Raw genomic sequence first — 24,212 nt, 5'->3', positions numbered from 1 at the left:
CTAATTTTTACTTAAAACGAAATGATACTTGCCACATTTTCTTATTTTTGGGGAATGAAAAAGGCATTGATTATATTTTTGTTATTTCCACTACTTATTTTAGGGCAAACCAATTTCGAAAAAGGCGAAAAATTGTTCCTTGATGGAAATTATAATCAAGCACAGCCCTTGTTTGAAACTTATTTAAAAAGCAATCCAAATCATCTGAAAACTATTGAGTATTTAGGAGATATTGCAGGTCAGGAAAAATCTTGGGACAAAAGTATTGGGTATTATAAAAAACTAAAAACATTAAAGCCTACAGAAGCCAATTATTATTACAAATATGGAGGCGCATTGGGAATGAAATCTTTGGAAGTTAGTAAATTTAAGGCATTGGGAATGATTAGCGAAGTTCGTTCTTCTTTTGAAAAAGCCATAATACTAAACCCAAAACATTTAGAAGCACGATGGGCATTAATTGAACTGAATCTGCAATTGCCAGGAATTGTTGGCGGAAGCGAATCCAAAGCCATAAAATATTCAACAGAGTTGCGCGAATTGTCTCCTGTTGATGGGTATTTATCCCGAGGCCATATTGAGGAATATTTTAAAAGATATGGACAAGCCGAACAACAATACAAAAGAGCTGTCTTAATTGGTGGGTCTAAATTGTGTTACCAAAAGTTGGCCGATTTGTATAAAAACAAAATGAAACAACCCGAAAAGTCCAATGCCCTTTGGGAAGAATATAAAAATAGAAAACAATAAATCAGTCTAGCCCCCCTAACCCCCGAAGGGGGAATTCTTAGCTTAATAAATAAAAAAACTATACAAAAATTTTATAAATCATATGGAATCTACAAATACAAAATCTACAAACTTAGGAGTTCCCCCTTCGGGGGCTAGGGGGCTAGTACATTTCATTGCCATAGGCGGAAGCGCAATGCACAACCTAGCATTGGCATTACACAACAAAGGATATCAAGTTACGGGAAGTGATGATGCTATATTCGAACCGTCAAAATCGAGATTGGATAAAAAGGGCATTCTACCAGCCGAGTTGGGATGGTTTCCTGGAAAAATAACTGCTGATATTGAAGCCGTTATCTTGGGGATGCACGCCAAAGCAGACAATCCAGAACTCTTAAAAGCGCAAGAATTGGGTCTTAAAATTTACTCCTATCCAGAGTTTTTATACGAACAATCAAAAAATAAAACGCGTGTGGTTATTGGTGGTTCTCACGGTAAAACGACCATAACTTCGATGATTTTGCACGTGATGCATTATCACAATATCGAAGTCGATTATATGGTAGGAGCACAGCTAGAAGGTTTTGATACAATGGTACATCTTACCGAAGAAAATGACTTTATGGTTCTAGAAGGTGATGAATATTTGTCTTCACCAATAGACAGAAGACCAAAATTTCATTTGTACCAACCTAATATCGCTTTGATCTCTGGTATTGCATGGGATCACATAAATGTTTTTCCAACCTATGATTTTTACGTAGAGCAGTTTGAAATTTTTATTGATAAAATTACAAACGGAGGGATTCTAGTTTACAATGAAGACGATGCTGAAGTAAAACGTGTGGCTGAAAAAGCGACTAATCCAATACGTAAATTAGCCTATCATACACCAAAATATTCAGTAAGTGATGGTGTAACATTACTGGAAACTCCAGAAGGCCCTATGCCTATTGAAGTATTTGGAGCTCATAACCTTAATAATTTGGCTGGAGCCAAATGGATTTGTCAAAATATGGGTGTCGATGAGGCCGAATTTTATGAAGCGATTGCCAGTTTCAAAGGGGCGTCCAAACGTTTGGAAAAAATTGCCGAAAGCAAAACCAAAGTAGCTTACAAAGATTTTGCCCATTCACCAAGTAAAGTGGCCGCGACTACCAAAGCGGTGAAAGAACAGTATCCAAATCGTACTGTTGTAGCTTGTTTGGAATTGCACACCTACAGCAGTTTGAATGCCGAGTTTTTAAAAGAATACGAAGGCGCATTGGAATACGCAGATGTTGCCGTTGTTTTCTATTCGCCAGATGCGGTTAAAATCAAACAATTGGAAGAAGTTACCTATGAGCAAATTTCAAAAGCATTCAATAGAGAAGATTTAATCATTTATACCAATCCCAAAGATTTCAAAGACTATTTGTTTAATCTAAATCTAGAAAATTCAGCTTTATTATTGATGAGTTCCGGTAATTATGGGGGATTGAATTTTGATGAGGTGAAAGGATTGATAGCATAAGGAATTGTTATATAGAATGTATAATGTGCCAATAACGAAATCGTAATTGGCACTTTTTTATTTTACATATTTAAAATGGCCAACAATTTTATACCTAAACAAACAATCTTCTAATACCTGCCCGTTTCCAATATTATGGACAATTAGGTTTCGCTTTCCATCGTTTGATTTTTTGTTAGTAATGATGCCAATGTGAGGTAGCTTTCCGTTAATTATCCAAGTCACTATTTCTCCACTTTTATAATCTTTTGCATTTTCTGAAATCGCTAATTTTATCCCTTTTCTTTCAAAGAAAACTTCTAAATTGGGAACTCTTCTATGGTCGATATTGGTGTCTGTTTTTGTCATTCCCCATTTTTTTAAATTTGGATATATAGAAAAATTTGCTTTCATATCTTCGTGGACGTCCTTTTGTAAATCAATTTCAAGTTTTCGATAGGCACGAATAATTACATCGGTACAAACCCCTTTGTTTTTTGGAATATCACCATTCGGGTACTTTATCGAAAAATAAGACGGATCATAATCTATTGTTGGATCAACTATTGAGATTGCTGCTGCAGCTAATTTGTCTTCAAAAGTTTTAGCTATTGTAGCGGTATTCTCTACTAGAATTGTATTTTTTTCTTTTTGGCTACAAGCCAAAAATGAAATTGCGATTAATATTATAGATATTGATTTCATCTTTTTTGATTTAAATTTAATCATTATCAAAATAAGAATTGAATTTTATTGTATGATTTTTCTCTTTTTTTAAATATATTAGCCTAACAAAGATTATAGATTATATGGATTCAAAAATAAAAATTGTAAAAACGACCAGTGAAAACCCTGATTTTTTATCGTTGATAAAGACATTTGATGCGTATTTGTGGGATCGTTACCCTGAATTGAAGACCAATTATTGGGGAAACAATATCATAGAGTTGAACAAGAATGTAGTAGTAATTTATTTGGACGAAAAACCGGTTGCTTGTGGTTGTTTCAAGAAATATGACCATAACACAATTGAAATAAAAAGGATGTTTGTTGCTTCCGAAGCTCGTGGATTGGGTTTAGCTCAAAAAGTATTGCAGAAATTAGAGCTCTGGGCAAAGCAATTAGACTTTTCAGTTTCAATTTTAGAAACCTTGTATAAACAGCAAGAAGCTATTAGTTTGTATCAAAAAGTTGGATACACAATTGTTGATAATTATGAACCTTATGTGGGTTTAGAGAATAGTATTTGCATGAGAAAACAAATTTAGAAAATAAGCCTATGTCCGAAACTTTATTTTTCCCGATTACTAACTGGTCAGAAGACGATAAACCTAGAGAAAAACTAATGCTCAAAGGCAAAAGTGTTTTGAGTGATGCTGAATTAATTGCAATATTAATTGGATCTGGCAGTCGGAACGAATCGGCTGTGGATTTGAGTAAACGTATTTTGGCAAGTGTTGATCATAATTTGAATGCTTTAGGCAAATTATCTATTGCACAGTTAATGAATTTTAAAGGTATTGGTGAGGCCAAAGCCATCTCGATAATTGCAGCAATGGAATTGGGAAGACGTAGAAGAAATGAAGATGTTATCGAGTTGACGAAAATAACGTCCAGTAAAACAGTTTTCGATCTCATGCAGCCCATAATAGGGGAGTTGCCTCATGAAGAATTTTGGGTTTTGTTTTTGAATAATTCTAATAAAATACTTTTTAAGACGCAATTGAGCAAAGGCGGAATGACTGGGACAATGGTTGATATTCGAATTGTTTTTAAATTGGCATTTGAACAAAATGCGACTGCGATCATTTTGGTACACAATCACCCTTCCGGAAAATTGCAAGCTAGTGATGCCGATATTCAAATAACCAAAAAGATTAAAACTGCCGGACAACAATTAGACATTCCTGTTTTAGACCATATAATCATTACAGAAACGGGTTATTATAGTTTTGTAGATGAAGGAATATTTTAAAGAATTTGTCTAATGCAGACATTTGTCTTATATTTGTAGACAAATGTATTTTTTATGGAAGCGATAAAGTTAAAACCAAGAGGAGCAATTGATAAAGCTGTTAGAGTGTTAGTCAATAGAGTAGAGCAGGAGAGAGGGTATAAGCTTCTGAATAAGAATATTACTTACGATGAATTTTTGAAGAATAGAATGTTAATTATTCATGCTATTCGCGAAGGAATTCCGTATGAACTTTTTAATTTAATTAAGGAAATAACTCCTTTTAACGAAGAGGATTGGGCTTCTTTTTTAGGAATTTCAACAAAATCACTTCAAAGAAATAAAATCAAAGAAGATTTTATTTTCAAACCGTTACAATCCGAAAAAATATTAGAATTGGCTGAAGTAACTTCTTTAGGAAATGCCGTTTTTGATACCGAAACACAGTTTTATTTATGGCTTAATACGCCGTCCTTCGCTCTTGGAAATCTACAACCTATAGAATTGCTCAGAGATTCTTATGGTAAAGAAATGGTGGTGAATGAATTGAATAAAATTGATCAAGGGATTTTTGTGTAATGGAAGTCTTTCGATTAGCACGCAAAAAATATCCTATTGAATTGTCCGGAAAGGGAGCTTCAATTTCGGGAGCACGCTGGAATTCAAAAGGGACAGAGATCATTTATTGTGCCCAAAATAGGGCTTTGGCTATGGCAGAAGTTTTAGTTCATCTTTCATTGGCAACTTTACCAAATGATTTTGTAATGTTGACAATTGATATTCCAGATGCTATTTTCATTGAAATTTTAGATCTTGATAAAGTAAATATAGATTGGAATGTTTTTCCTTGTACCTTTGAAACACCTCTTTTGGGTGATGATTTTATAAAGAGAAATGAGGCTTGTGTCCTGAAAGTACCTTCAGCAGTAGTCAAAGGAGATTTTAATTTTTTGATTAATCCCTATCATACAGATTTTTATAAAATTAAAATTACGGAACAAGCTGATTTTCCTTTTGATAAACGAATTTTTAAATAATTTAGATTACATGTTTTCTACTAAAATAACGGATATATTTTTTGACTTAGATCATACACTTTGGGATTTTGATGTCAATTCAGAATTAGCTTTTGAGACAATTTTCAAGAAAGACCATCCCACAATTCAAATAACCGATTTTATAGAGAAATACGTTCCTATCAACCAAGCCTGTTGGAAATTATACCAGTATGATAAAATAACTCATGCCGAATTAAGGTATAATCGTCTCAAACATACTTTTGACGCTTTGGAATATTTTGTTTCTGATGAACAAATAGAAAACATTGCTCATGATTATATTCAGTTATTGCCCGAGAATAATCGCTTGTTTGATGGTACAATTGAAGTGCTGGAATATCTTGAAAAAAAATATAAATTGCATATCATTACCAATGGTTTTGCCGATGTGCAATACAAAAAAATCAACAATTCAAATATTGCAGGTTTTTTCAAAACGATAACCAATTCAGAGATGGCTGGTGTTAAGAAACCAAATCCTATTATTTTTGAATATGCTCTTAATTTGGCTCAAGCCAAAAAAGAAAATAGTATTATGATTGGAGATTGTCTGGAAGCCGATGTTCAAGGAGCGCTAGATTCAGGATTGGACGCCATTTTTTTTAATGACAAAAAAATTAAAGTAGAAAAAAATATCAAACAAGTAACACATTTATTAGAACTAAAAAAATATTTATAAATTATGAAAACTAAAATCCTATTATTGTTAATATTCGTTTCAAGTTTTTCTTTTTCTCAATCGGTAAATGATTATGCAGCAGTTATTATTCCAGTAAGATATGATTTTCTTAAAATAGAAAATCAGTATCGACTCCAAACATTGACCAAATTCGATTTGCAAAAAGCTGGTTTTGTTGCTTTTTATTCCAATGAAGTTATTCCAGATCAGTATAACGACAGATGTAGTCTTTTGTATATTGATGTATCTAAAGATAGCGGATTTATGGTAACTAAGCTTTTTGTTACTTTTAAAGATTGTAGCGGAAAAGTTGTCTTCAAATCTGAAATGGGAAAAAGTAGAGAGAAAGATTTTGAATTAGCTTATAAAGAAGCTTTAAATCAAGCATTTGAATCTATTTATGCTTTGCAATATAAATATAATGAAGCAAGTGAAAAAAGCAAAAATGCTGTTATCGCTTCTCCTGCAATTGCACCAATTTCAACAATTCCTTTAACAACTGCTGTAGCTGTAAATGTGCCAAATACTAGTGCGGAACCAGACGGGACAGTATTATTTGCACAGCCTATCAAAAACGGATTTCAATTAGTGGATACTACTCCAAAAGTAGTTATGAAAGCCTATAAAACCACAAACCCATCGATTTATATAGCTTCCAAAGAAAATACACAAGGAGTTATGATTCTTAAAGATAATCAATGGTTTTTTGAATATTATGAAAAAGATACTTTAATGTCAGAGAAAATTACCGTGAAGTTTTAATTGATTTTGTAATTAATATTTTAAAATATAAAAGCTAGTACCCGTATTTATCTTTCCAACGATTTTTTAAGAATTCACGAGTTGTGTTTTCTCTAGAATTAGTCCCGGGAATATAAATAGGGGTATTGCTCAAAGCTTCTGGTAAAAATTCTTGCTCGGCAAAATTATTGGCATAATCATGAGAGTATTTATAGTCTTCGCCATATCCCAATTCCTTCATTAACTTGGTTGGAGCATTGCGCAAATGAATAGGTACAGGTAAATCTCCAGTTTGTTTTACTAATTGTTGAGCCATTCCAATCGCCAAATACGAAGCATTGCTTTTGGGAGATGTGGCAAGATAAATAGCGCACTGACTCAAAATAATTCGGCTTTCGGGATAACCAATAGTAGAAACGGCCTGAAAAGCATTATTGGCCATGATAAAAGCAGTTGGATTGGCATTCCCAATATCTTCACTAGATAAAATCAGCATTCTTCGGGCAATAAATTTTACATCCTCGCCACCTTCAATCATTCGTGCCAACCAATAAACTGCACCATTGGGATCACTTCCTCGAATCGATTTTATAAAAGCCGAAACAATGTCATAATGTTGTTCGCCACTTTTGTCATACAAAACGGTATTTTGTTGAACCAATTCAAAAACACGATCATTGGTAATCAAAACTTCGTCTTCAGCCGAAGCGTTTACGACTAGTTCAAAAATATTCAATAGCTTACGCCCATCACCTCCCGAAAGTCGCAATAATGCTTCCGTTTCTCGCAATTCAATCTTTTTTGAAGCCAAATGAGCATCTGTTTTTATCGCTCTTTGCAGTAAATGTTCGAGATCTGCTTTGGTAAATGCATTTAGAATATATACCTGACAGCGAGACAACAAAGCGGGGATCACTTCAAAACTGGGATTTTCGGTAGTAGCGCCTATAAGCGTAATCCAGCCTTTCTCGACAGCAGCCAACAATGAATCTTGTTGTGATTTGCTAAAACGATGAATTTCATCAATAAACAAAATAGGGTTTTTGGTTGTAAATAAGCCGCCACTTTGTTTTGCTTTTTCAATTACATCCCGAATGTCTTTAACCCCCGAATTAATAGCACTTAAGATATAAAAAGGACGTTTAGACTCCTGAGCAATAATCTGTGCCAAAGTAGTTTTGCCCGTTCCAGGAGGTCCCCAGAAAATTAACGACGGAATGATCCCTTTTGCTATTTGTTGTGTCAACGAGCCGTTGGGTCCTACTAAATGCGATTGACTGATATAATCTTCTAGTTTTTGTGGGCGTATGCGTTCTGCGAGTGGTGCTTCCATGTTGCAAAATTACACAATTTTCAGTTTTTATAAGTATATTTTTCAGGAGCTATTTCCAGCTGTACACTGTATCTTTTCTTAAGGTGAAGAAAAATCACCTTAAGAAAAGGATGCCGTTTCCATCTGGGCTAGGGCAGCCGTTTTCATAATAAATTTTATTTTATATGACAAAATAGCACTAAATTGCTTTTGGATACATTTTTGCTTTATTTTTTAAAAATCAATTGTTTAAGAGAATAGCAATCTGTAGGGTCTAATAATCCAAGAAATGCAACAATCCAAGAGGTCTAAATAATGGAAGAGAATCATTTTAAATTTACCAATGCTGTAATAGGAGTGCCACTTTTTTTTGTGTTATTCCTGTGGTTTATTTACTGGTTGGAAATTCGTTTTGGTTTTGATTTCGACGATAACGGAATTTTACCAAGGACTTTTTCGGGAATGCAAGGGATTGTTTTCAGTCCATTTATTCATTCCAATATTGAACACCTTTATAATAATTCGATTCCATTACTAGTGCTATTGGCTGCTTTGTTCTTTTTTTATAGTCAAGAAGCATTAGGAATAATAGTATATGGAATTTTAATTTCAGGAACACTGACTTGGATTATCGGAAGAGAAAATTACCATATTGGCGCCAGTAGTTTAATTTATGTATTGGTTTCTTTTATTTTTTTCAAAGGGATCCAAACCCAATATTATCGATTGGTAGCTTTGTCTCTCACTGTTGTAGTACTTTATGGTGGAACGGTTTGGTATGTTTTTCCTAAAGTTGATGAAACCATTTCTTGGGAAGGGCATTTGTCCGGTTTAATTGCAGGCTTTGTACTCACTTTTTTATACAAAAAGCCAGAATTCAAAAAAGTAATAAAATACGATTGGGAGCGCTCAGATTATGATCCGTCAGAAGATAAATTCATGCAGCGCTTTGATGAAAATGGCAATTTTGTCAATCCGCCAAAACCTGAGATTATTGATGAAACTCCCTCTGAAATCAATCCTTTTTTTCTGTCGAATTCAAATGTAGTTTATGATTTTATTGAAAACAAAGAAGATATAAACGAAAAAAATGAATCAAAACTGGAGTCTTGATTCATTTTTTTTAATCTAAAAATCTAAGAAGTCTATGATCTCTGACGAACTGCTTCGTATAAAAACGCGCCACAAGCCACTGAAACGTTTAGAGAGCCTATTGTTCCAAACATTGGTAATTTAGCCTTCTCGTCAACTATTTTTAGTACTGAGGGATTTACACCTCGATCTTCAGATCCCATAATAATTGCTACAGGTTCATTCAATGAAATGTCGTATATATTTTGATCTGTTTTTTCGGTAGCAGCAACAGTTTTGATTCCACTGGCTTGCAAAAGGAAAATAGCATCTTTTATGTGTTCTACTTTACAAATTGGAATATTAAATACCGCACCTGCCGAAGTCTTTACAGTATCTCCATTCACTGGAGCCGATCCTGCTTTCTGAACAATAATTCCATTTACACCCGTACATTCTGCTGTTCTGATAATAGCACCAAAATTACGCGCATCTGATATTTGATCTAAAATTAAAAACAACGGTTTCTTACCGTTATCAATAACAGTTTCAATTAAGCTTTCCAAATCAAAAAAGGAAATAGGAGAGATAGTCGCAACTGCGCCTTGGTGATTATTGGGAGTCAGTCGGTTTAGTTTTTCAACAGGAACATAAGAAAAATTGATATTACCACGTTTCATCACTTTCATCAAGTCTTTCATCAGTTCGCTACTCGCTTCCTTCTGAATATAGACTTTATCTACTGTTGCGCCCGCTTGTATGGCTTCAATTATTGCTCTAATCCCAAATATTTGATGTTCTTTTTCCATGGCGCAAAGTTAAGTAAAAGGTTTGTATAAAAAAAACCACCAGCTGGGCTGGTGGTTTTGAAATATAATTATAGTAATTATTAGTTTTTATCCCAAAATAATTTAGTTTTTAATTTGTCTCCACCAATAGCAGTTGCAGCTGTACTATAGTTTGCTTTGTTTAAAGTTTGTTCGTTTACAGGATATGTAAAACGTCTTGGAACTACTCCTTCAGCTGCAGTTGCAGCATTTGCAGGAGCATCCAATACAGGGAAATCTAATTTTCTGTATGAAGTCCATGCTTCAAACCCTCGATTATAGAACGCAATAGATGCTTGAGTTCCAATTTCTTTTTTCCAGTTAACACCACCCGTATAAGGAGCGTCATTTGTTAAGTAAGTTGTAGCATCAGATACGGTACCTCCCCAATAAACAATTGACGAAGTAACTGCATTGTCATAAAATGATTTAGCAGTTCCACCTGTTGTGTATCCTCTTTCAGTAGCTTCGGCCAAGTAAAATTGTACTTCAGTATAATCTAAAAGTATTCCTTCTAAAGTTGGTTCAAGTAGTCTTGTAGTTGGTCCGCCTGTTGGGTCTCCTGCTGATGAGAAATTCTCAAAATCACCTCCTTCTGCATAAGGACAACCAATATAAACTCCCTCAATATCAATATAGAAATATTGTCTCCTTGGATCGTTTAAAGTATTTAGTCTATCAACAAAAGTATCTGCAGCTACGAAATCGTATCTACCGCTGATAACTAAATCTTCATACAAAGGATTTGTATTTGGACTTGTTTCTAAATATTGTAATGTAGCATTGTCTGTACTTGCTGTAAATACACCTGCGGCAATAGCGGCTTCTGCTTTTGATTTTGGATTTAATTCAGCAACATCTGCAACTGTAATTGCCATTTTTAATTTAAGAGAATTAGCAAATTTTTCCCATTTGGCAACATTTCCTTGGTAAATAAAATCTTGATCGCCAAAACTTTTATTAGCAGAATCTAATTTAAGAAGAGCAGCGTCTAACCTAATGAATAAGTCGGCATAAATAGTTTGTGCATCATCATAAGTTGGTGATGGAAACTTATCTGATTGTAATGCTTGTGTATATGGAATGTTTCCAAAAGTATCAACTAAAACGCTATAAGTGTAAACGTTTAAAAGTTCAATTATAGCTAGTTTGTTGTTTTTTACTTTTAGTTCTATTGCCGCTTTCAAAGGGTCTGCGTTTAAAGGTTCTGCACTAACAATTGCTGAAGCTTCTTTAAGGTCTCTCAATACATCTCTGTAAAGTGTTCTCCAGTGATTGTCTGGTACATTTCTTTGTAATATGTCATATCTAGATTCGTCTAGGTAAGTTGTTTCGGTCCATTGTTGAACAAATAGTCTAAAGACGTTGCTGTTAACATTTGTATTTACCATTTGATCAATCAGGTTTTTTTCTGCATTACCAAGTAGTGCACCTGCGGGAACAGCGGTTGGATTTTTAGTGTCCACGTTCATGCTTGTAAGGTTGTCATCCGTACATCCAAAAGTGATAGACAATATTCCTATTAATATTAGTATCTTTTTCATTTGTTTTTTTTTAAAATTTAGCTTTTAAGTTGAAAGCAAAGTTACGAGTTGTAGGTAAAACCCCTGATTGGTAACCTTGCATGTTACCTGAGCTTAATCCAGCCTCTGGGTCAGCATCTGGTAAATTCTTGTCGATTATCCATAGGTTTGACCCTGAAAACCCAAAGTATAATTCTTGGAATACTTTTCCTATCATTTTTTTAGGAAAGTTGTAGCCTAAAGTTATCTCACGCAGTTTTACATAAGAAGCGTCATACACATAATCTTTGGTTGCAGAACCTAAATAACCAAAAGAACCATCTGTTCCATCATTTACACTCAAACGAGTAGTGTTTACTGTTCCGTCAGAGTAAACACCAGGAAGAATTAATCCACCACCATCAGCAATTGTATTTCTTACAGGATTTCCTAAGTCGTTTGTGAAAACAGTGTTCGAATATAATCCTGAACCTTCACCGTACCATCTGTCTAATGAGAATATACTTCCTCCATTTTGCACGTCAATTAAGAAGCTAAAAGTGAAGTTTTTATATGAAAATTTATTATTGATTCCACCATTCCAATCAGGAACGAATGAACCTAAAACATTATCATTAGTAGATGTAATTTGATATTTGCCGGTTGCTGCATCTACGATTCTTTGGCCATTTAAATAAACATAGTCTGTACCTTGTATTGTTCCATAGGTTTGTCCAACGGTTGCATTTATAGAAACACCACCTTGGAAGCTTCCCAATTGATAATTACTGATTCCTTCATCTAGTGCTATGACTTTATTTTTGTTTTTAGACCAGTTTACCGTTATGTCCCATTTGAAATCCTCGGTTTGAACGGGTAACAAGTCCAAAGTTAGTTCCATTCCTTTGTTCTCAATATTTCCAACATTTTTATAAAGTTTTGAATAACCAGTGGCCTCGGATACTGGTAAATCTACAATTTGGTCCAAAGTATTTGTTTTGTATAATGACAAATCAAATCCAACTCTTCTATTAAAAAATTGCATTTCTAGTCCTGCTTCCCAACTATTTGTTCTTTCGGGCTTAAGATTAGTATTGTTTTTAGTTGAATTAACTGAATATAGAGGTGTTCCAAAAGGTGATTCTGCTATGTAGTAATCCTGAGTTTTTGCAAAAGGGGCATCATTTCCTACTTCAGCATAACCAATTCTTATTTTTCCTGAATTAATCCAATCTACTTTCATCAAGTTAGAAAATAAGAAACTAGACGATACAGATGGGTAGTAATAAGAGTTATTTGTGTCTGGTAATGTAGATGACACGTCTCTTCTTAAAGTAGCATCCAAGAATAAATAATCATCATATCCTAATGAAGCACTAATATAGTACCCATTTACACCTCTGTTAATTTCTGTTTCTAAAGGTTTTTGAATGGTATTTACTGAATTTGTAAGCGCGAAAAGATTTGGAACATATAAACCTCCTGCAGTTGATGCTACAATAGTGTTTTCTTTTTGCTTTCTGATGTTAGTGCCAAGAACTCCTTTTAATACTAATTTTTCAGTTAGGTTTTTATTAAAATTTAACATTAAGTCATAATTGAATTCCGAAAAATCCTTATTAAATCTTTGGTATCCTGAACCTACACTTTCTTGTGTTACACCAAATTCATCACCTGCGTATGAACCGTTTGCTCTTTTTTCTTCTTGAATTTCAGAATATGTGTCTGCTGATACCCTAGCTGTTGCATCTAGCCAAGTTGTTAGTTTGTAGTTCAATCCAGCATTACCTAAAAATCTATTTCTGCTGTCATTTTGAGCATTCTCATATCTTTCAAAATATGGATTATTCCAATATGCAGGTGTTATATTTGTTGAGCTATTTGGATTCCAAGTATAATTCTTTCCAGTAGCTAGATAAATATCCTTTTGTTCTTTTAAGTCAGTACTTGTTGCCCACCATTGTCTGAATCCTGTAATAATGTTTGCTCCATAACCAGTGTTATTTCTTCCAATAGTTTTAGTGTTGATATAATTAGCTAAGAAGTTTACACTTAACTTATCATTTAGTTTGTAACTTGCATTCCCTAAGAAAGAGTTTTTGTTTTGATGGCTATTCGGTAAGATACCCGTCGCAGCTAAGTTTGTATACGAAATATTAAAATTACCATTGTCATTACCTCCGCTGAAAGAAAGTGTATTTGTATTTGCAATAGGGTTTTCAAAAAAAGTAATTGGTCCATTTTCTGCTTTTTTCCATACTTTTGCCGTTTTGTAATAAGGAGATTCAGGTACGAATGAGTCCCAACCATAAACTAATTTAGTTGAATCATAAGCAGGTCCATAAGATGCATCATGATTTGTTCTAACAATTGAACCAGCATCGCTAATTCCATCTCCATTTATGTCACCACCACCTCTAAAACTAGGGAAATATCCTTGTCCATATTGGTTTTGATATTTTACAAAAGTTGATTTGTCAATTGTTCCAATGCTTACACTCGAATCAAAAGATACTCCTAATCCTTTTTGGTTGTTTTTACCTTTTTTAGTTGTAATCATAATAGCACCATTGGCGGCTCTTGAGCCATATAATGCAGTAGCTGCAGCTCCTTTAAGTACGTTTATGGATTCAACGTCGGCAGGGTTTATATCTGCTGCAGCGTTACCATAATCATATCCGCCACGTGCAGTTTGTTGTGAACTACTATTTGTATTCGAATTGTCAACAGGAATTCCGTCGATAACGAATAAGGCTTGATTGTTCCCGTTGATAGATTTAAAACCTCTAATCACGACGTTTGTAGAACCTCCCATGTTTCCGCTAACTTTTACTTGTAAACCAGCCACTTTGCCTGAGAGACTGTTGGCAAAGTTTGTTGTAGGTGTTTTGATTAGTTCGCTTCCGTCAACTTTTTGAGTAGAGTATCCAAGAGATTTTTTTTCTCTTTTAATACCCATTGCTGTTACAACTACGCTTTCTAATTGTGTTGCATCACTAGAAAGTTTTGCATTTACTAATGAAGTACTTGCGCTTTTTTCTGTAGACCTCATACCTACATAGCTAAACACTAAGATATCACTTGGTGTTGCTTTGATAGAATATTTTCCATCAAAATCTGATTGTGTTCCGTTCTTTGTTCCTTTTACTAATACACTCACACCTGGTAATGGCATACCTGCATTGTCGGAAACAATTCCTGAAACAGATCTCTCTTGCGCAAAGGTTAGTTGCGTCACTAGTACTACTAAGAGTACTAAGAATCCATTGAATTTTAGTTTCATTTTAAAAAATTTTGAATTAGTTGTTTCAAAAATACTATTAATTTTTTATTAAATTTAACTTTTGATAGTTATTTTGTTTATTTTGGTGTTAAATAACGTGATATATAATAAAAACACTATTGTTAATCAATATTATTGTGCTAAAGCTTTTTTAGGCTAGCTGTTAAATATTAATTAATTCAAGTTGCTAGTTATCATGTTATAAAAACAAAACAGGGGTTTGGTAAATTTGTTTTCGTACAATTAAATAGAATCGATGCTTTGTAAAGACAAAATTATATCAGTTTTTTTTAATAGATGATATTTTACATAGAATTGAACATCAAGAAGATATTATAAGATAAATTAACGATAGTGAAATTATCCTAACAGCGATTGTTCCATCAACAAGTTTTTATGGTAATCATTGCTCGGTAATAAAATTCATGAAGCAATATGGATTTATTCCCAATATGTTTGACAAGAGATGATTCAATAGGTGTTTACATAAAGTCGGCAAGCTTTTATATAAGTTATTTGAGATAATAAGTTAGTGCTTCAAATATTTTTATTGTGAAATGCATTCTATCATAGATTTTTTTCCTGTTGCTATATGCAATAATAAGTGCATAGCAAATTACAAAATTGTTATCGAAAAAAATTGAGATGCTACACCGCCAATATGTGAAGTTGTTTTTATGGAGTTAAAGTGCTGTTATTGAAAGTAAAAGATGGAATTTCAATAGCTTTACATTTTACACCAGATAAAATGGATTATGCAAAAGCAATAGGGGAAATGATTGATAAATTACTTTTAGAAGCATCATTGTATGGGGATAGTGGCTATATAGATTATTGACTCGAATACATTGCATCAGAGAGAAAATGCATCTTATTAAAGATTCAGCGCTGGTCAAATGCATGAAAGGTTGATACTCTTGAACAAAAATAGTAGAAACAACAATAAGCTATTTAAAGAAAATGTACAAGTACAATAAATGTAGTTACATTAGAAGACTTTCTAATAAAACTACGCTATTTGTATTCCTATTACAATTAAATAAAGCGATTAACCAGTAACTTAAATTAATAATTATGTTCTTATGAAATATTCTAAGGTTCTATTTGTTTTGGAATATTGGTGATGTATATTGTTTATTAATAGTTAATTCAAAATAAGTTACTGATTATTAAATAATAGTAAATATTAAACAGATGAAATAACGTCTTTGTTATGTATGATTGCAAGTTGTAAAAAAAAACCATCACTATGTATAGTGATGGTTTTTTAAGTAATTTGTTGAAAATCTAGTATTCGTCTTCCGAAAATCCTGTTCTTTTAACTCCGTTAAAACTAATGATTGTTCCCGGATCATAACTGAACTCAGCTTTAAAGGCGATCGAGTCTACTACATGTCCTCCTTTTGATTTACCACCATTATGAATGATTTTACCTTCTGTAATAGTAACAAAAGTTCCCTTGTTATCAATAATGTTTGCGGCATCTTTAGAACTAAATGTTCCGTTTTCAAGGTTTGTTATGATTTTACTTTTTAACTCATAGTAGTTTGCTTTATCGTCAATCCACATAGTGTTGTCGTTGGCAGCTGTGTTATAAGTTGAATGTAAAACATGAGCTTTAAGTAAACCACTAGCATCGCTAACGTCAATATACCATTCGCCTGCATATTTTTGAGTAGTAGTACCTCCAGCATCCGGATTCCCACCTTCATCACATGAAGTAAATAAGGTTGAACTCAACACAACCATTAATAGGCTTATTTTTTTTATAATTTTCATTTTGTTTTTTTTTAAATTATCTAGCAAAATTTCTTTGAGAAGTACCAAATACGCCTGAAGCAAAAATTACCCAGTTCCATTTATCTTTAGAGATAATATTTCCAACATTACTTTCCGCATCTAGGCCAGAAGCTGAAGTTTTTTCTTGGAAAGGGGCGTATATTTTTTTATCGTCTAAGTTGTAGAAAGTTAATGTGATTTTATCTGCTGCTACATTGTAGCCAGTTGCATTGTCACACTTGTATACTCTATCACTAATTCTTGTCACATTGTTAGCGTTTCCATTTCTAAAAAATGTTCCAGAAATATCAATTGCACTAGGAGCTTTACTCATAACAACTACAGCTCTCGTTTTGATTGCGTCATAACCATCAGTATTCTTTGCAGAATAGCTTATTTTGTATACTCCAATAGTGTTAGTGTCAACATTACCTGTTATAGTAGTTGTCAAAACGTCTGAACCTGCCGTCGATACAGCTCCTTTTTCAGTATAGGTGTCGCCTTGAAATATAATTTCAGTACGTTCCCCATTTAACGTAATTGTTGGGTAATGTGTAACAGTTGACACATTTCCCGAGTCCTCAGATTCACAACTTACAAAAAGTAAACTTGTAAAAAAGAACATTGCTATAAATATTTTTTTCATTTTTTCTATTTTTAGTTCCACCAAACTGGAGTTGTTATTGGTAACAAAGCAGGTGTATTAGTATTTGTGTTTTTCTCACGTTGAGGGTATACTATTCTTTTAGGAAACAATCCACCGGTAGATCCGTTTATGGAGTAAGTTATTTGTCCAGGGATATATAGTGGATTGGACTGTTTAACTGCAGATGTTTTAGGATAACCTGTTCTGTTTTTTTCAAAAAATGCTTCAAAACCATTTCCAGGAAAACATGAGATCCACTTTTGAGTGATTATTGCTTCAATCTTCTCGTCAAGAGTTCCTGAAGTAGGATATTCATAAACGCCTCCTGTTGCTATAAAAGAACTTCCGTCTAATGTATATTTAGAGAAATTTTCTAATACTGCAGCATCATAAAGTGCTTTGTCGCCACTACCGTATCTTGCTTGCGCTTCAGCCTGTAAAAACAAGCTCTCTTCTCTGGACATTAAATAAGCAGGAGTTGTTGGGTGTAATTCTACAATTGCTATAGTAGTTGAAGGTATTGAGGCATTTGTAAAGTCTCCCTGATCTAATGGGCCTCCAGCTCCGTAATATTTAGCTTTTCTTGTGTCGGCTTTTAAATCAAAATACGACGACAAGGTTTTACTCATTCTTAAATTTGTTGCAGTATTTAATTGTCTTCTGTCAGATTCATATAAAGGGTTGCTTAAATTTGGATTGTCTTCAAAAGAGCTCATTGCTGCATCATCATCTAAAAATTTCGCACCGCTTGTAAGTAGTGATTTTATTCCTGCAATTGCAACTGCAGAGTTAGAGCTGTTAATTTGTCTCATGAAAATTTTAAGTTTCAAAGTATTAGCAAATTTAATCCAATTGTCCATGTCGCCTGCAAAAATCAAATCATCAGCTCCTGGTGCTTTACCTACAGAAGATGCTAATGGTTTTGATAATGCAAGATCTAAATCTTTTATCATTGCTGTATATACTTCCTCACCTTTATCAAATTTTGGATTTAATATGCTTCTGTTATTTGCTTCGCTGTAAGGGATTGATCCGTAGAAATCTGTTAAAACTTGAGATCCTTGCGCTTCTAAAACAGTTGCAACTAGAAAATAGTTCCAGTTTGATTCTTTTTCAGAATTTATTTTAACGGCTCTTACGTCGCCTAGGGCATCGTACATATCTCTCCAACCAGCATTATATGATTCGGTTCCTATTACATATCCATCAATATCTCTATACTGATTTGCCACATTGCTTTGTGTCCAATATTGTGACCAAAACCCTCCTATAAGTGCATAGTATGACCCTTCTGCTCCTATCAAACCTGCAATACCAGCAGGTAGTTGTGAAGATAATGGAACTGATGTTAGTGAATCTGGATCTCTATTTATATCTAAATTATTGTCACAAGCTGTAAGTAGCAGTGATAATGTTAAAAAACTTATTATTAATTTTTTCATTTTCATTTTATTTAAAAGGTTAATTTTATGGAAGTTCCATAAGATCTTTGTGAAGGTGATCCGTAAGATTCACCAAACTCACTCTTTACTCCATCTCCAAAGGTTGTGATTTCTGGATCTAAATAAGGATTGGCGTCAGGTGTCCATAAAAATAAATTTTTTCCGTAAACTGCTATGGAAGCATTTGTAAGACCAATTTGTTTCGCAATTTTCATCGGTACGTTAAAAGTTAAAGAAAGATCTCTCATTCTTACGAATGTTTTGTCAAATATAAAATCTTTAACTATTGTTTGATTTCCTACTGAGCTATAGAAAGGTGTTACTCGACCATTAGATGTCCCAGATGCAGGGAAAGCAGTGATTTCGGTGGTGTTTTCAACATAAGTTATAACACCTCCAGTGTTAACTTCATTTACTGAATTGGGTAATATAAACCCGTTTCTGTCATTGTATGTTGTTTCGATACCGTTTCCAGTAAAGTAAGCTAAATACTTGCTTTCAGAAAACATTTCGCCACCTTGTTTCCAATCAAATCCAAATGATAATGTGAAGTTTTTATAGTTGAATTTGTTTTGAATTCCTATAACAAAATCTCTTTGAGAAGTACCGATTTCTTGTTGTTCGGTTGAAGGTACATAATATCCTGTTGCAGGATTTACAATATATTTGTCTCCTACCATTTGTGGTGTTTTTGACATATATATTCCTAGTGGTCTTCCTTCAACGGCATTAAACGTAACGTTTCTTGAGTTTGTAAGTTCAATTGTGTTTGAATCACCGTACACTTTATCCACGTTGCTTAAATTTTTAGTAAATGTTCCGTTTAGATTCCAAGAAAAGTTTTCAGTTTGTAGAGGTGTAGTGTTTAAAGCTATTTCGATACCTTTATTAGTAACGTCTAATATGTTTCCGGTTTGTCGAGTAAAACCTGTACTTGGAGCGACATCTCTTAGATATAATAGATCAGTGGTTTTTTTATTGTACAATGCCAAATCTAGGTTTACTCTTTTTGAAAATAAACTTGTCTCAAAACCTAGTTCTATTTCAGTTGTTGTTTCAGGTTTTAGTTCGTTGTTACCTAAAGTAGTTGCAAATTCATATGCATTAACTCCTCCGATTGGGAAATTGATATTTCCGAAGTTCGCTCCAGCTATAGCTTGGATGTAACTTGATTCGGTTTGGTATGGATCCGTATCTTTTGCTACTTTTGCCCAACCTCCTCTAAGTTTTAAGAAAGTCTCGTTATTATCAATCACAATACCGCTTAAAGATGCGGAAGGGTAAAAATAGGAGTTATTCTTTACAGGTAAAGTAGAACTCCAGTCATTTCTTCCTGTAACGGTAAAAAATATTTTATCTAAGTAAGAAGTTTCTATGGAAGTGTAAACGCCATAATTTCTTCTTAAACTATTAGATTGAGTAAGGATGGGTTTTGACGCTGAATTTGATAGTTCGTAATAATTAGGTAAGTCAAGTTGGGTAATTTGACCTTCTAAGAAATCAGTTGCTCTTTCATTAGAAGCGGCACCTAGCATTACATTAATTTTAAAATCATCATTAATTTTTGATGCATAATTAAAGTTAAGATATTGATCTAATTCTGTTCTTTCTGTCGTGCTTTCAGTTACGCCACCTACTGTTGCAATGGTGTGGTTAATGTCTTGAGCTGAACCTGGTTCAAATCTCACGACTGCACCGTAGCTTTTTATCTTTTCATTTCTATAGTCTCCACCAATTTGATACAAAGCAGTCAATTTTGGAGTTATTTTGTATGTGAAGTTTGTGTTTCCAAAGATACGATTTCCTTTAATTTTTGTTGAATTTTCATTTAACAAGAAGTAAGGATTTGATGTATATGGTGAAAAGTAATTACTTGGCGTATTGAATGGATTGTTTTTGTAGTCTTTTAAGTCAATAACACTTATGTCTGAGGGGATTTGATATAGTTCTTGTACTAGGGTAGCACCTTCTCCAGAATCATCTCCTGAACCAGTATTTACTACTTTTTGATCTTTTTTAACATAATTAAAGTTGATTTTAACATCGAATTTATCGCCTTTAATTCCTCCGCTGAAATTTAAATTTCTTCTCAAATATGAGTCTGAATCTGTTGGTACAATACCATCTGAATCGACATTTGAAAAACCAAGTGAAAAAGTAGATGTTTCATTTCCTCCTGCTACTCTTATATTATTAGTAGTAGTGAAACCAGTATCGTAAAAGTCTTTAATGTTGTTGTTAAGTGCTTTATATGATTTCAATTGTTGAGAATTATCTACAATTGCTCCCCAAGGTCTTACTTCGTTATTAAATGCAGGTCCCCAAGACCCATTTTCAGCACTAGCAACTCCATGTGTAGCTAGTCCTGAATAGCCTAAACCATCCCAACCTTGTCCAAATTTATATTGTAAATGAGGAACTCTGGCTACTTCGGCTAGTTCAACTGAAGTTGAAAACTCTACTTTTATACCAGAGTTTAGTTTTGCTGTTTTTGTTGTGACAATAATTGCTCCTCCAGCTGCTCTAGAACCATAAAGTGCAGTTGCAGCTGCTCCTTTTAGTACAGTCATGCTTTCAATGTTATTAGGATCTAAATCACTTATTCCATTTCCAGCATCAAATGTTCTTCTACTCGAAGTTGTTCCATTCGTTCCGTTTCCACTATTGTTAATTGGGGTTCCGTCTATTACGTATAACGGACCGTTTCCAGTTAAGCTACTAAATCCACGAATTACAACTTTAGTTGAAGCACCTACTTGTGCAGGAGCGGAGACGTCAACTCCAGCCAGTTTTCCTGATAGAGAACCGAATACGTTAGTGTTTATAACCTCTGTTAGATCTTTTCCGCTAACCGTTACAGTTGCGTAACCTAACGATTTTTTTTGCTTTTTAATACCCAACGCTGTTACAACTACATTTTCTAACTGAGTTGCATCACTTGAAAGTTTTACATTTACATTTGTTGAACTTGCTGATTTCTCTGATGATCTCATCCCGACATAGCTAAATACCAATACATCACTTGGTGCTGCTTTAATGGTATACTTACCATCGAAATCTGATTGTGTTCCAGTTTTTGTTCCTTTTATTAATACACTTACACCTGGTAATGGCATTCCTGCATTGTCGGAAACAATTCCTGAAACAGATCTTTCTTGCGCAAAAGTTAGTTGCGCCATTAGTACTACTAGAAGTACTAAGAATCCATTGAACTTTAGTTTCATTTTTAAATATTTTGAATTAGTGAGGCAAAAATCATAATAAATTGTTAAGTATCCTAATAACTTAAACTCTTTTTTTTGTTAAAGCTAAAATTTAACATTATAACTTATGGTTATGTTTGTGTTATATAATTTTATTTCTTCTTTTTTTGTTTTGCCATTTGTTATGGAGAATTTCATTAAGCCATTATCGGTTAATATGCCAAAACCAAGCCCAATGCCTATAAGGTTCTTATTTTTGTTTTCTGTTTTTATGGTTGTTGGATCATTGTAAAAACAGTAATCTAGTACTGAATTAAGGTATATTTTGGGAGAAAGTAAATATCGATATTCTGTCATTAGTCCGGTCATAAAATTACTTTGCAGACTATTTTCTGTAAATCCTCTTATTGAATTTGTACCTCCAAAACGATACAATTCGTTTGTTAAATAAGTTTTGCTTTTTAATATGAAACTTTGAAAGTTAAAATATATAAAGTTATTCTTATTAAGATGCAAATTATTCATTATGTTAAAATTTACAAAATTTTGTTTTGTAGATGTGTTTTGTGTGTTTGTTCTTTTTCCGGTTCCTATAGTCAATTTTATATAATTTTTTATTGGAAATAAGTTGTTCTTAAAATCATTTTTATTCAATTCAAAGTTCGATGTTAAAAAAGTGCTGTTGTAATCATTTAAATTAATTGTATTTGAATTTTGTATATCGCTTGATTCGGTTGATTCAAATCCTAAGTATATTCGTTTGTTGTAGTTTATTAAATAACCAAGTTGAATTGTTGTTTTTGTGTTTTGAAAAATACTGTCTTGTTTAAATATGTTGATTTGTCCCTTAATTCCTAAACGACTATTAAGGATATATGGTATTTCGATCTTTAGGTTGAATATTTTTTGATTATTACCATTTTCTTTCCAGTATACTGATAATTCTTCTCCGTTTTTTATTGCATTAATTAGTGTTAGATCTAAAAACCCGTTAAATTTTATTTTTTTATTTTCGGAATTATTGAATCCTAAATATCCATCAAAATTATTAGCTTTTCTTTTTTCTAAATAGACAAATACTTTAGTGCTGTCTTTTGAAAAAAGAATTTCAGGGTATTTAGTTTGATTTATAAATCCAAATTTTTCAAAATCATTATGAATGTTTTCTACGATTTCATTATTGAATATTGTGTCTTTGTATTTTTTATTTATTTGAATTTCGGCGCCTTTTGGGAAAATATTTTTTTGGGTTTGTGTACTGTATTTTAGTTCAATTTTTTTTAATTTTCTTTTGCTTCCCGGTTTTATAATTAATGTGGTATATAATATTTGTTTTTTTTCTGTAAAGTTGATTAGTTTTACTTTTGCGAATGAATAACCTTTTTTTTCTAATTTTTGTGAAGTTTGTTTTAAAAACGATTCTATTTGAGAATATGGTAAAAAGATGGAGTCTTGTTTTAGATCTAATATTTCTAATATTTTTATTTCGTTTTTTATACCTATATATATATGTAATTCTTTTATTTTATTTTCAAGAGATATTTTCGCGATATAACTACTGTCTTTTTCTTTAATGATATGTGATATTTTGTTGTAGATATAGCCTGCTGTGGCTAGTTTTTGTGTTATTGTTTTGATTTCATCGTTTGCTTGTTTTGTGTTTAAGAGTTTGGATGTGTATCCAATAGAATCTATTGTTTTAGTTTCTGCAATAGAATTTCCGATAATTTTTATTTGTATCTCTTGACTTTTTATAGTTAAACTATAAAAAATGGCAATTAAACATAATATGATTTCGTGTTTCAATTTTGATTTATTTATATGAATGTCATTGTGCAAATATCTATTGTTTGTTTGAAATTTCATAATTTTTTAAAATTGTTAAATATTACCATTTTTAATTGAGTGTGTTTTTGTATTGTATTTAAAATAATAAAAGTGTATTGGTTTAATTGACAATAGTCTGCTTCTGTTGAAAATAAATCGAATATGGTTTGTAGAGTGAAAAATATTTTATACATTTGCAACCCCGTAAAAAGCGGGAATTTAATATAATAAGAAATTTTTAGTATTAATTATGCCAACAATTCAACAATTAGTAAGAACAGGAAGAACTCAGATAACTAAGAAGAGTAAATCGGTTGCTTTAGATTCTTGTCCTCAAAGAAGAGGGGTTTGTACGCGTGTTTACACTACAACACCAAAAAAACCAAACTCTGCAATGCGTAAAGTAGCGCGTGTACGTTTGACAAATGGTAATGAAGTGAATGCCTACATCCCTGGAGAAGGACACAATTTACAAGAGCACTCGATAGTATTAGTTAGGGGTGGAAGGGTAAAAGATTTGCCAGGAGTAAGATATCACATCGTTCGTGGTGCACTTGATACGTCAGGAGTAGCAGGAAGAACGCAAAGAAGATCTAAGTACGGAGCAAAACGCCCAAAAGAAGCAAAAAAGTAATTTAAAACGTTATTCTTGTAGAGACGCGAT

General features: G+C 33.0%; 21 protein-coding genes. 11 read left to right on the top strand and 10 right to left on the bottom strand.

The window, feature by feature from the left end:
* The first annotated feature begins 21 nt into the window (after positions 1 to 21).
* Entirely contained in the window at positions 22 to 750 is a 729-nt protein-coding gene (locus tag OZP06_RS04510; protein ID WP_269223843.1) for a hypothetical protein, read from the top strand.
* 175 nt (positions 751 to 925) lie between these two features.
* Positions 926 to 2,245, top strand: coding sequence for a Mur ligase family protein (locus OZP06_RS04505; RefSeq protein ID WP_281324506.1), 1,320 nt, complete (start codon positions 926 to 928; stop codon positions 2,243 to 2,245).
* A gap of 57 nt (positions 2,246 to 2,302) precedes the next feature.
* Here the strand turns inward: OZP06_RS04505 and OZP06_RS04500 are convergent, their stop codons facing one another.
* Positions 2,303 to 2,929, bottom strand: a complete 627-nt coding sequence (locus OZP06_RS04500) for a DUF1287 domain-containing protein (RefSeq protein WP_281324289.1) — start codon at positions 2,927 to 2,929, stop codon at positions 2,303 to 2,305.
* A 104-nt stretch (positions 2,930 to 3,033) separates the two neighbouring features.
* On the opposite strand from OZP06_RS04500, the gene OZP06_RS04495 reads away from it, so the two are divergent.
* The 6 genes from OZP06_RS04495 to OZP06_RS04470 are packed head-to-tail and all read left to right on the top strand — an operon-like array spanning position 3,034 to position 6,677.
* On the top strand, positions 3,034 to 3,492 hold the full coding sequence (locus tag OZP06_RS04495; protein WP_269223842.1) for a GNAT family N-acetyltransferase: 459 nt from the start codon (positions 3,034 to 3,036) through the stop codon (positions 3,490 to 3,492).
* A gap of 11 nt (positions 3,493 to 3,503) precedes the next feature.
* Positions 3,504 to 4,199 carry a DNA repair protein RadC gene (gene radC / locus OZP06_RS04490; protein ID WP_269223841.1) on the top strand — a complete coding sequence of 232 codons (696 nt, stop codon included), beginning with the start codon at positions 3,504 to 3,506 and terminating at the stop codon, positions 4,197 to 4,199.
* A gap of 54 nt (positions 4,200 to 4,253) precedes the next feature.
* A complete protein-coding gene (locus OZP06_RS04485; protein ID WP_269223840.1) occupies positions 4,254 to 4,757 on the top strand; it encodes an antitoxin Xre-like helix-turn-helix domain-containing protein in 504 nt (167 codons plus the stop codon).
* Complete coding sequence (locus tag OZP06_RS04480) at positions 4,757 to 5,215, top strand: RES family NAD+ phosphorylase (protein WP_269223839.1); 459 nt, start codon at positions 4,757 to 4,759, stop codon at positions 5,213 to 5,215. Before OZP06_RS04485 ends, OZP06_RS04480 begins: the two co-directional genes overlap by 1 nt.
* Positions 5,216 to 5,225: 10 nt before the next feature.
* On the top strand, positions 5,226 to 5,915 hold the full coding sequence (locus tag OZP06_RS04475) for a YjjG family noncanonical pyrimidine nucleotidase (RefSeq protein ID WP_281324288.1): 690 nt from the start codon (positions 5,226 to 5,228) through the stop codon (positions 5,913 to 5,915).
* Between the two features lie 3 nt (positions 5,916 to 5,918).
* Positions 5,919 to 6,677, top strand: a complete 759-nt coding sequence (locus OZP06_RS04470; RefSeq protein ID WP_269223838.1) for a hypothetical protein — start codon at positions 5,919 to 5,921, stop codon at positions 6,675 to 6,677.
* A gap of 34 nt (positions 6,678 to 6,711) precedes the next feature.
* Here OZP06_RS04470 and OZP06_RS04465 read toward each other — a convergent pair whose 3' ends face one another.
* Positions 6,712 to 7,989, bottom strand: coding sequence for a replication-associated recombination protein A (locus OZP06_RS04465; RefSeq protein WP_281324287.1), 1,278 nt, complete (start codon positions 7,987 to 7,989; stop codon positions 6,712 to 6,714).
* A 294-nt stretch (positions 7,990 to 8,283) separates the two neighbouring features.
* Here OZP06_RS04465 and OZP06_RS04460 point away from each other — a divergent pair, with 294 nt between their 5' ends.
* On the top strand, positions 8,284 to 9,081 hold the full coding sequence (locus OZP06_RS04460; RefSeq protein WP_269223837.1) for a rhomboid family intramembrane serine protease: 798 nt from the start codon (positions 8,284 to 8,286) through the stop codon (positions 9,079 to 9,081).
* A gap of 32 nt (positions 9,082 to 9,113) precedes the next feature.
* Here OZP06_RS04460 and rlmB read toward each other — a convergent pair whose 3' ends face one another.
* The 3 genes from rlmB to OZP06_RS04445 all read right to left on the bottom strand — a co-directional run bounded on the left by rlmB (position 9,114) and on the right by OZP06_RS04445 (position 14,651).
* Entirely contained in the window at positions 9,114 to 9,848 is a 735-nt protein-coding gene (gene rlmB, locus OZP06_RS04455; RefSeq protein WP_269223836.1) for a 23S rRNA (guanosine(2251)-2'-O)-methyltransferase RlmB, read from the bottom strand.
* 80 nt (positions 9,849 to 9,928) lie between these two features.
* Positions 9,929 to 11,410 (bottom strand): SusD/RagB family nutrient-binding outer membrane lipoprotein, encoded by a 1,482-nt coding sequence (locus OZP06_RS04450; protein WP_269223835.1) that lies wholly within the window; start codon positions 11,408 to 11,410, stop codon positions 9,929 to 9,931.
* Between the two features lie 10 nt (positions 11,411 to 11,420).
* The gene (locus OZP06_RS04445) at positions 11,421 to 14,651 is read right to left on the bottom strand and encodes a SusC/RagA family TonB-linked outer membrane protein (protein WP_281324286.1); all 3,231 of its coding nucleotides are present in this window, start codon (positions 14,649 to 14,651) and stop codon (positions 11,421 to 11,423) included.
* Positions 14,652 to 15,348: 697 nt separating this feature from the next.
* Here OZP06_RS04445 and OZP06_RS04440 point away from each other — a divergent pair.
* Positions 15,349 to 15,489 carry a hypothetical protein gene (locus tag OZP06_RS04440; RefSeq protein ID WP_281238814.1) on the top strand — a complete coding sequence of 47 codons (141 nt, stop codon included), beginning with the start codon at positions 15,349 to 15,351 and terminating at the stop codon, positions 15,487 to 15,489.
* A 449-nt stretch (positions 15,490 to 15,938) separates the two neighbouring features.
* Here OZP06_RS04440 and OZP06_RS04435 read toward each other — a convergent pair whose 3' ends face one another.
* From OZP06_RS04435 to OZP06_RS04415, 5 genes are all read right to left on the bottom strand, one after another.
* The gene (locus OZP06_RS04435; protein WP_281238815.1) at positions 15,939 to 16,430 is read right to left on the bottom strand and encodes a lipid-binding protein; all 492 of its coding nucleotides are present in this window, start codon (positions 16,428 to 16,430) and stop codon (positions 15,939 to 15,941) included.
* Between the two features lie 16 nt (positions 16,431 to 16,446).
* Positions 16,447 to 17,076 carry a DUF5011 domain-containing protein gene (locus tag OZP06_RS04430; protein ID WP_269223832.1) on the bottom strand — a complete coding sequence of 210 codons (630 nt, stop codon included), beginning with the start codon at positions 17,074 to 17,076 and terminating at the stop codon, positions 16,447 to 16,449.
* A gap of 11 nt (positions 17,077 to 17,087) precedes the next feature.
* Positions 17,088 to 18,518 (bottom strand): SusD/RagB family nutrient-binding outer membrane lipoprotein, encoded by a 1,431-nt coding sequence (locus tag OZP06_RS04425; RefSeq protein ID WP_269223831.1) that lies wholly within the window; start codon positions 18,516 to 18,518, stop codon positions 17,088 to 17,090.
* Positions 18,519 to 18,529: 11 nt separating this feature from the next.
* Positions 18,530 to 21,742 carry a SusC/RagA family TonB-linked outer membrane protein gene (locus OZP06_RS04420; RefSeq protein ID WP_281238817.1) on the bottom strand — a complete coding sequence of 1,071 codons (3,213 nt, stop codon included), beginning with the start codon at positions 21,740 to 21,742 and terminating at the stop codon, positions 18,530 to 18,532.
* Positions 21,743 to 21,826: 84 nt separating this feature from the next.
* On the bottom strand, positions 21,827 to 23,587 hold the full coding sequence (locus OZP06_RS04415) for a hypothetical protein (RefSeq protein WP_281238818.1): 1,761 nt from the start codon (positions 23,585 to 23,587) through the stop codon (positions 21,827 to 21,829).
* 211 nt (positions 23,588 to 23,798) lie between these two features.
* Here OZP06_RS04415 and rpsL point away from each other — a divergent pair, with 211 nt between their 5' ends.
* Positions 23,799 to 24,182, top strand: coding sequence for a 30S ribosomal protein S12 (rpsL, locus tag OZP06_RS04410; protein WP_007136570.1), 384 nt, complete (start codon positions 23,799 to 23,801; stop codon positions 24,180 to 24,182).
* Positions 24,183 to 24,212 lie beyond the last annotated feature (30 nt).

This window comes from Flavobacterium sp. IMCC34518 (assembly GCF_027111095.2).
GTDB classification, from domain to species: domain Bacteria; phylum Bacteroidota; class Bacteroidia; order Flavobacteriales; family Flavobacteriaceae; genus Flavobacterium; species Flavobacterium praedii.
The sequence above is the reverse complement of the archived record's forward strand: the minus strand, read 5'-3'. Positions and strand labels throughout refer to the sequence as shown.

Bases quoted from the DNA above. Each gene is read 5' to 3' on its own strand.
- OZP06_RS04510 (WP_269223843.1), top strand. From the start codon at position 22: ATGATACTTGCCACATTTTCTTATTTTTGGGGAATGAAAAAGGCATTG.
- OZP06_RS04505 (WP_281324506.1), top strand. From the start codon at position 926: ATGCACAACCTAGCATTGGCATTACACAACAAAGGATATCAAGTTACG.
- OZP06_RS04500 (WP_281324289.1), bottom strand. From the start codon at position 2,929: ATGAAATCAATATCTATAATATTAATCGCAATTTCATTTTTGGCTTGT.
- OZP06_RS04495 (WP_269223842.1), top strand. From the start codon at position 3,034: ATGGATTCAAAAATAAAAATTGTAAAAACGACCAGTGAAAACCCTGAT.
- radC (WP_269223841.1), top strand. From the start codon at position 3,504: ATGTCCGAAACTTTATTTTTCCCGATTACTAACTGGTCAGAAGACGAT.
- OZP06_RS04485 (WP_269223840.1), top strand. From the start codon at position 4,254: ATGGAAGCGATAAAGTTAAAACCAAGAGGAGCAATTGATAAAGCTGTT.
- OZP06_RS04480 (WP_269223839.1), top strand. From the start codon at position 4,757: ATGGAAGTCTTTCGATTAGCACGCAAAAAATATCCTATTGAATTGTCC.
- OZP06_RS04475 (WP_281324288.1), top strand. From the start codon at position 5,226: ATGTTTTCTACTAAAATAACGGATATATTTTTTGACTTAGATCATACA.
- OZP06_RS04470 (WP_269223838.1), top strand. From the start codon at position 5,919: ATGAAAACTAAAATCCTATTATTGTTAATATTCGTTTCAAGTTTTTCT.
- OZP06_RS04465 (WP_281324287.1), bottom strand. From the start codon at position 7,989: ATGGAAGCACCACTCGCAGAACGCATACGCCCACAAAAACTAGAAGAT.
- OZP06_RS04460 (WP_269223837.1), top strand. From the start codon at position 8,284: ATGGAAGAGAATCATTTTAAATTTACCAATGCTGTAATAGGAGTGCCA.
- rlmB (WP_269223836.1), bottom strand. From the start codon at position 9,848: ATGGAAAAAGAACATCAAATATTTGGGATTAGAGCAATAATTGAAGCC.
- OZP06_RS04450 (WP_269223835.1), bottom strand. From the start codon at position 11,410: ATGAAAAAGATACTAATATTAATAGGAATATTGTCTATCACTTTTGGA.
- OZP06_RS04445 (WP_281324286.1), bottom strand. From the start codon at position 14,651: ATGAAACTAAAATTCAATGGATTCTTAGTACTCTTAGTAGTACTAGTG.
- OZP06_RS04435 (WP_281238815.1), bottom strand. From the start codon at position 16,430: ATGAAAATTATAAAAAAAATAAGCCTATTAATGGTTGTGTTGAGTTCA.
- OZP06_RS04430 (WP_269223832.1), bottom strand. From the start codon at position 17,076: ATGAAAAAAATATTTATAGCAATGTTCTTTTTTACAAGTTTACTTTTT.
- OZP06_RS04425 (WP_269223831.1), bottom strand. From the start codon at position 18,518: ATGAAAAAATTAATAATAAGTTTTTTAACATTATCACTGCTACTTACA.
- OZP06_RS04420 (WP_281238817.1), bottom strand. From the start codon at position 21,742: ATGAAACTAAAGTTCAATGGATTCTTAGTACTTCTAGTAGTACTAATG.
- OZP06_RS04415 (WP_281238818.1), bottom strand. From the start codon at position 23,587: ATGAAATTTCAAACAAACAATAGATATTTGCACAATGACATTCATATA.
- rpsL (WP_007136570.1), top strand. From the start codon at position 23,799: ATGCCAACAATTCAACAATTAGTAAGAACAGGAAGAACTCAGATAACT.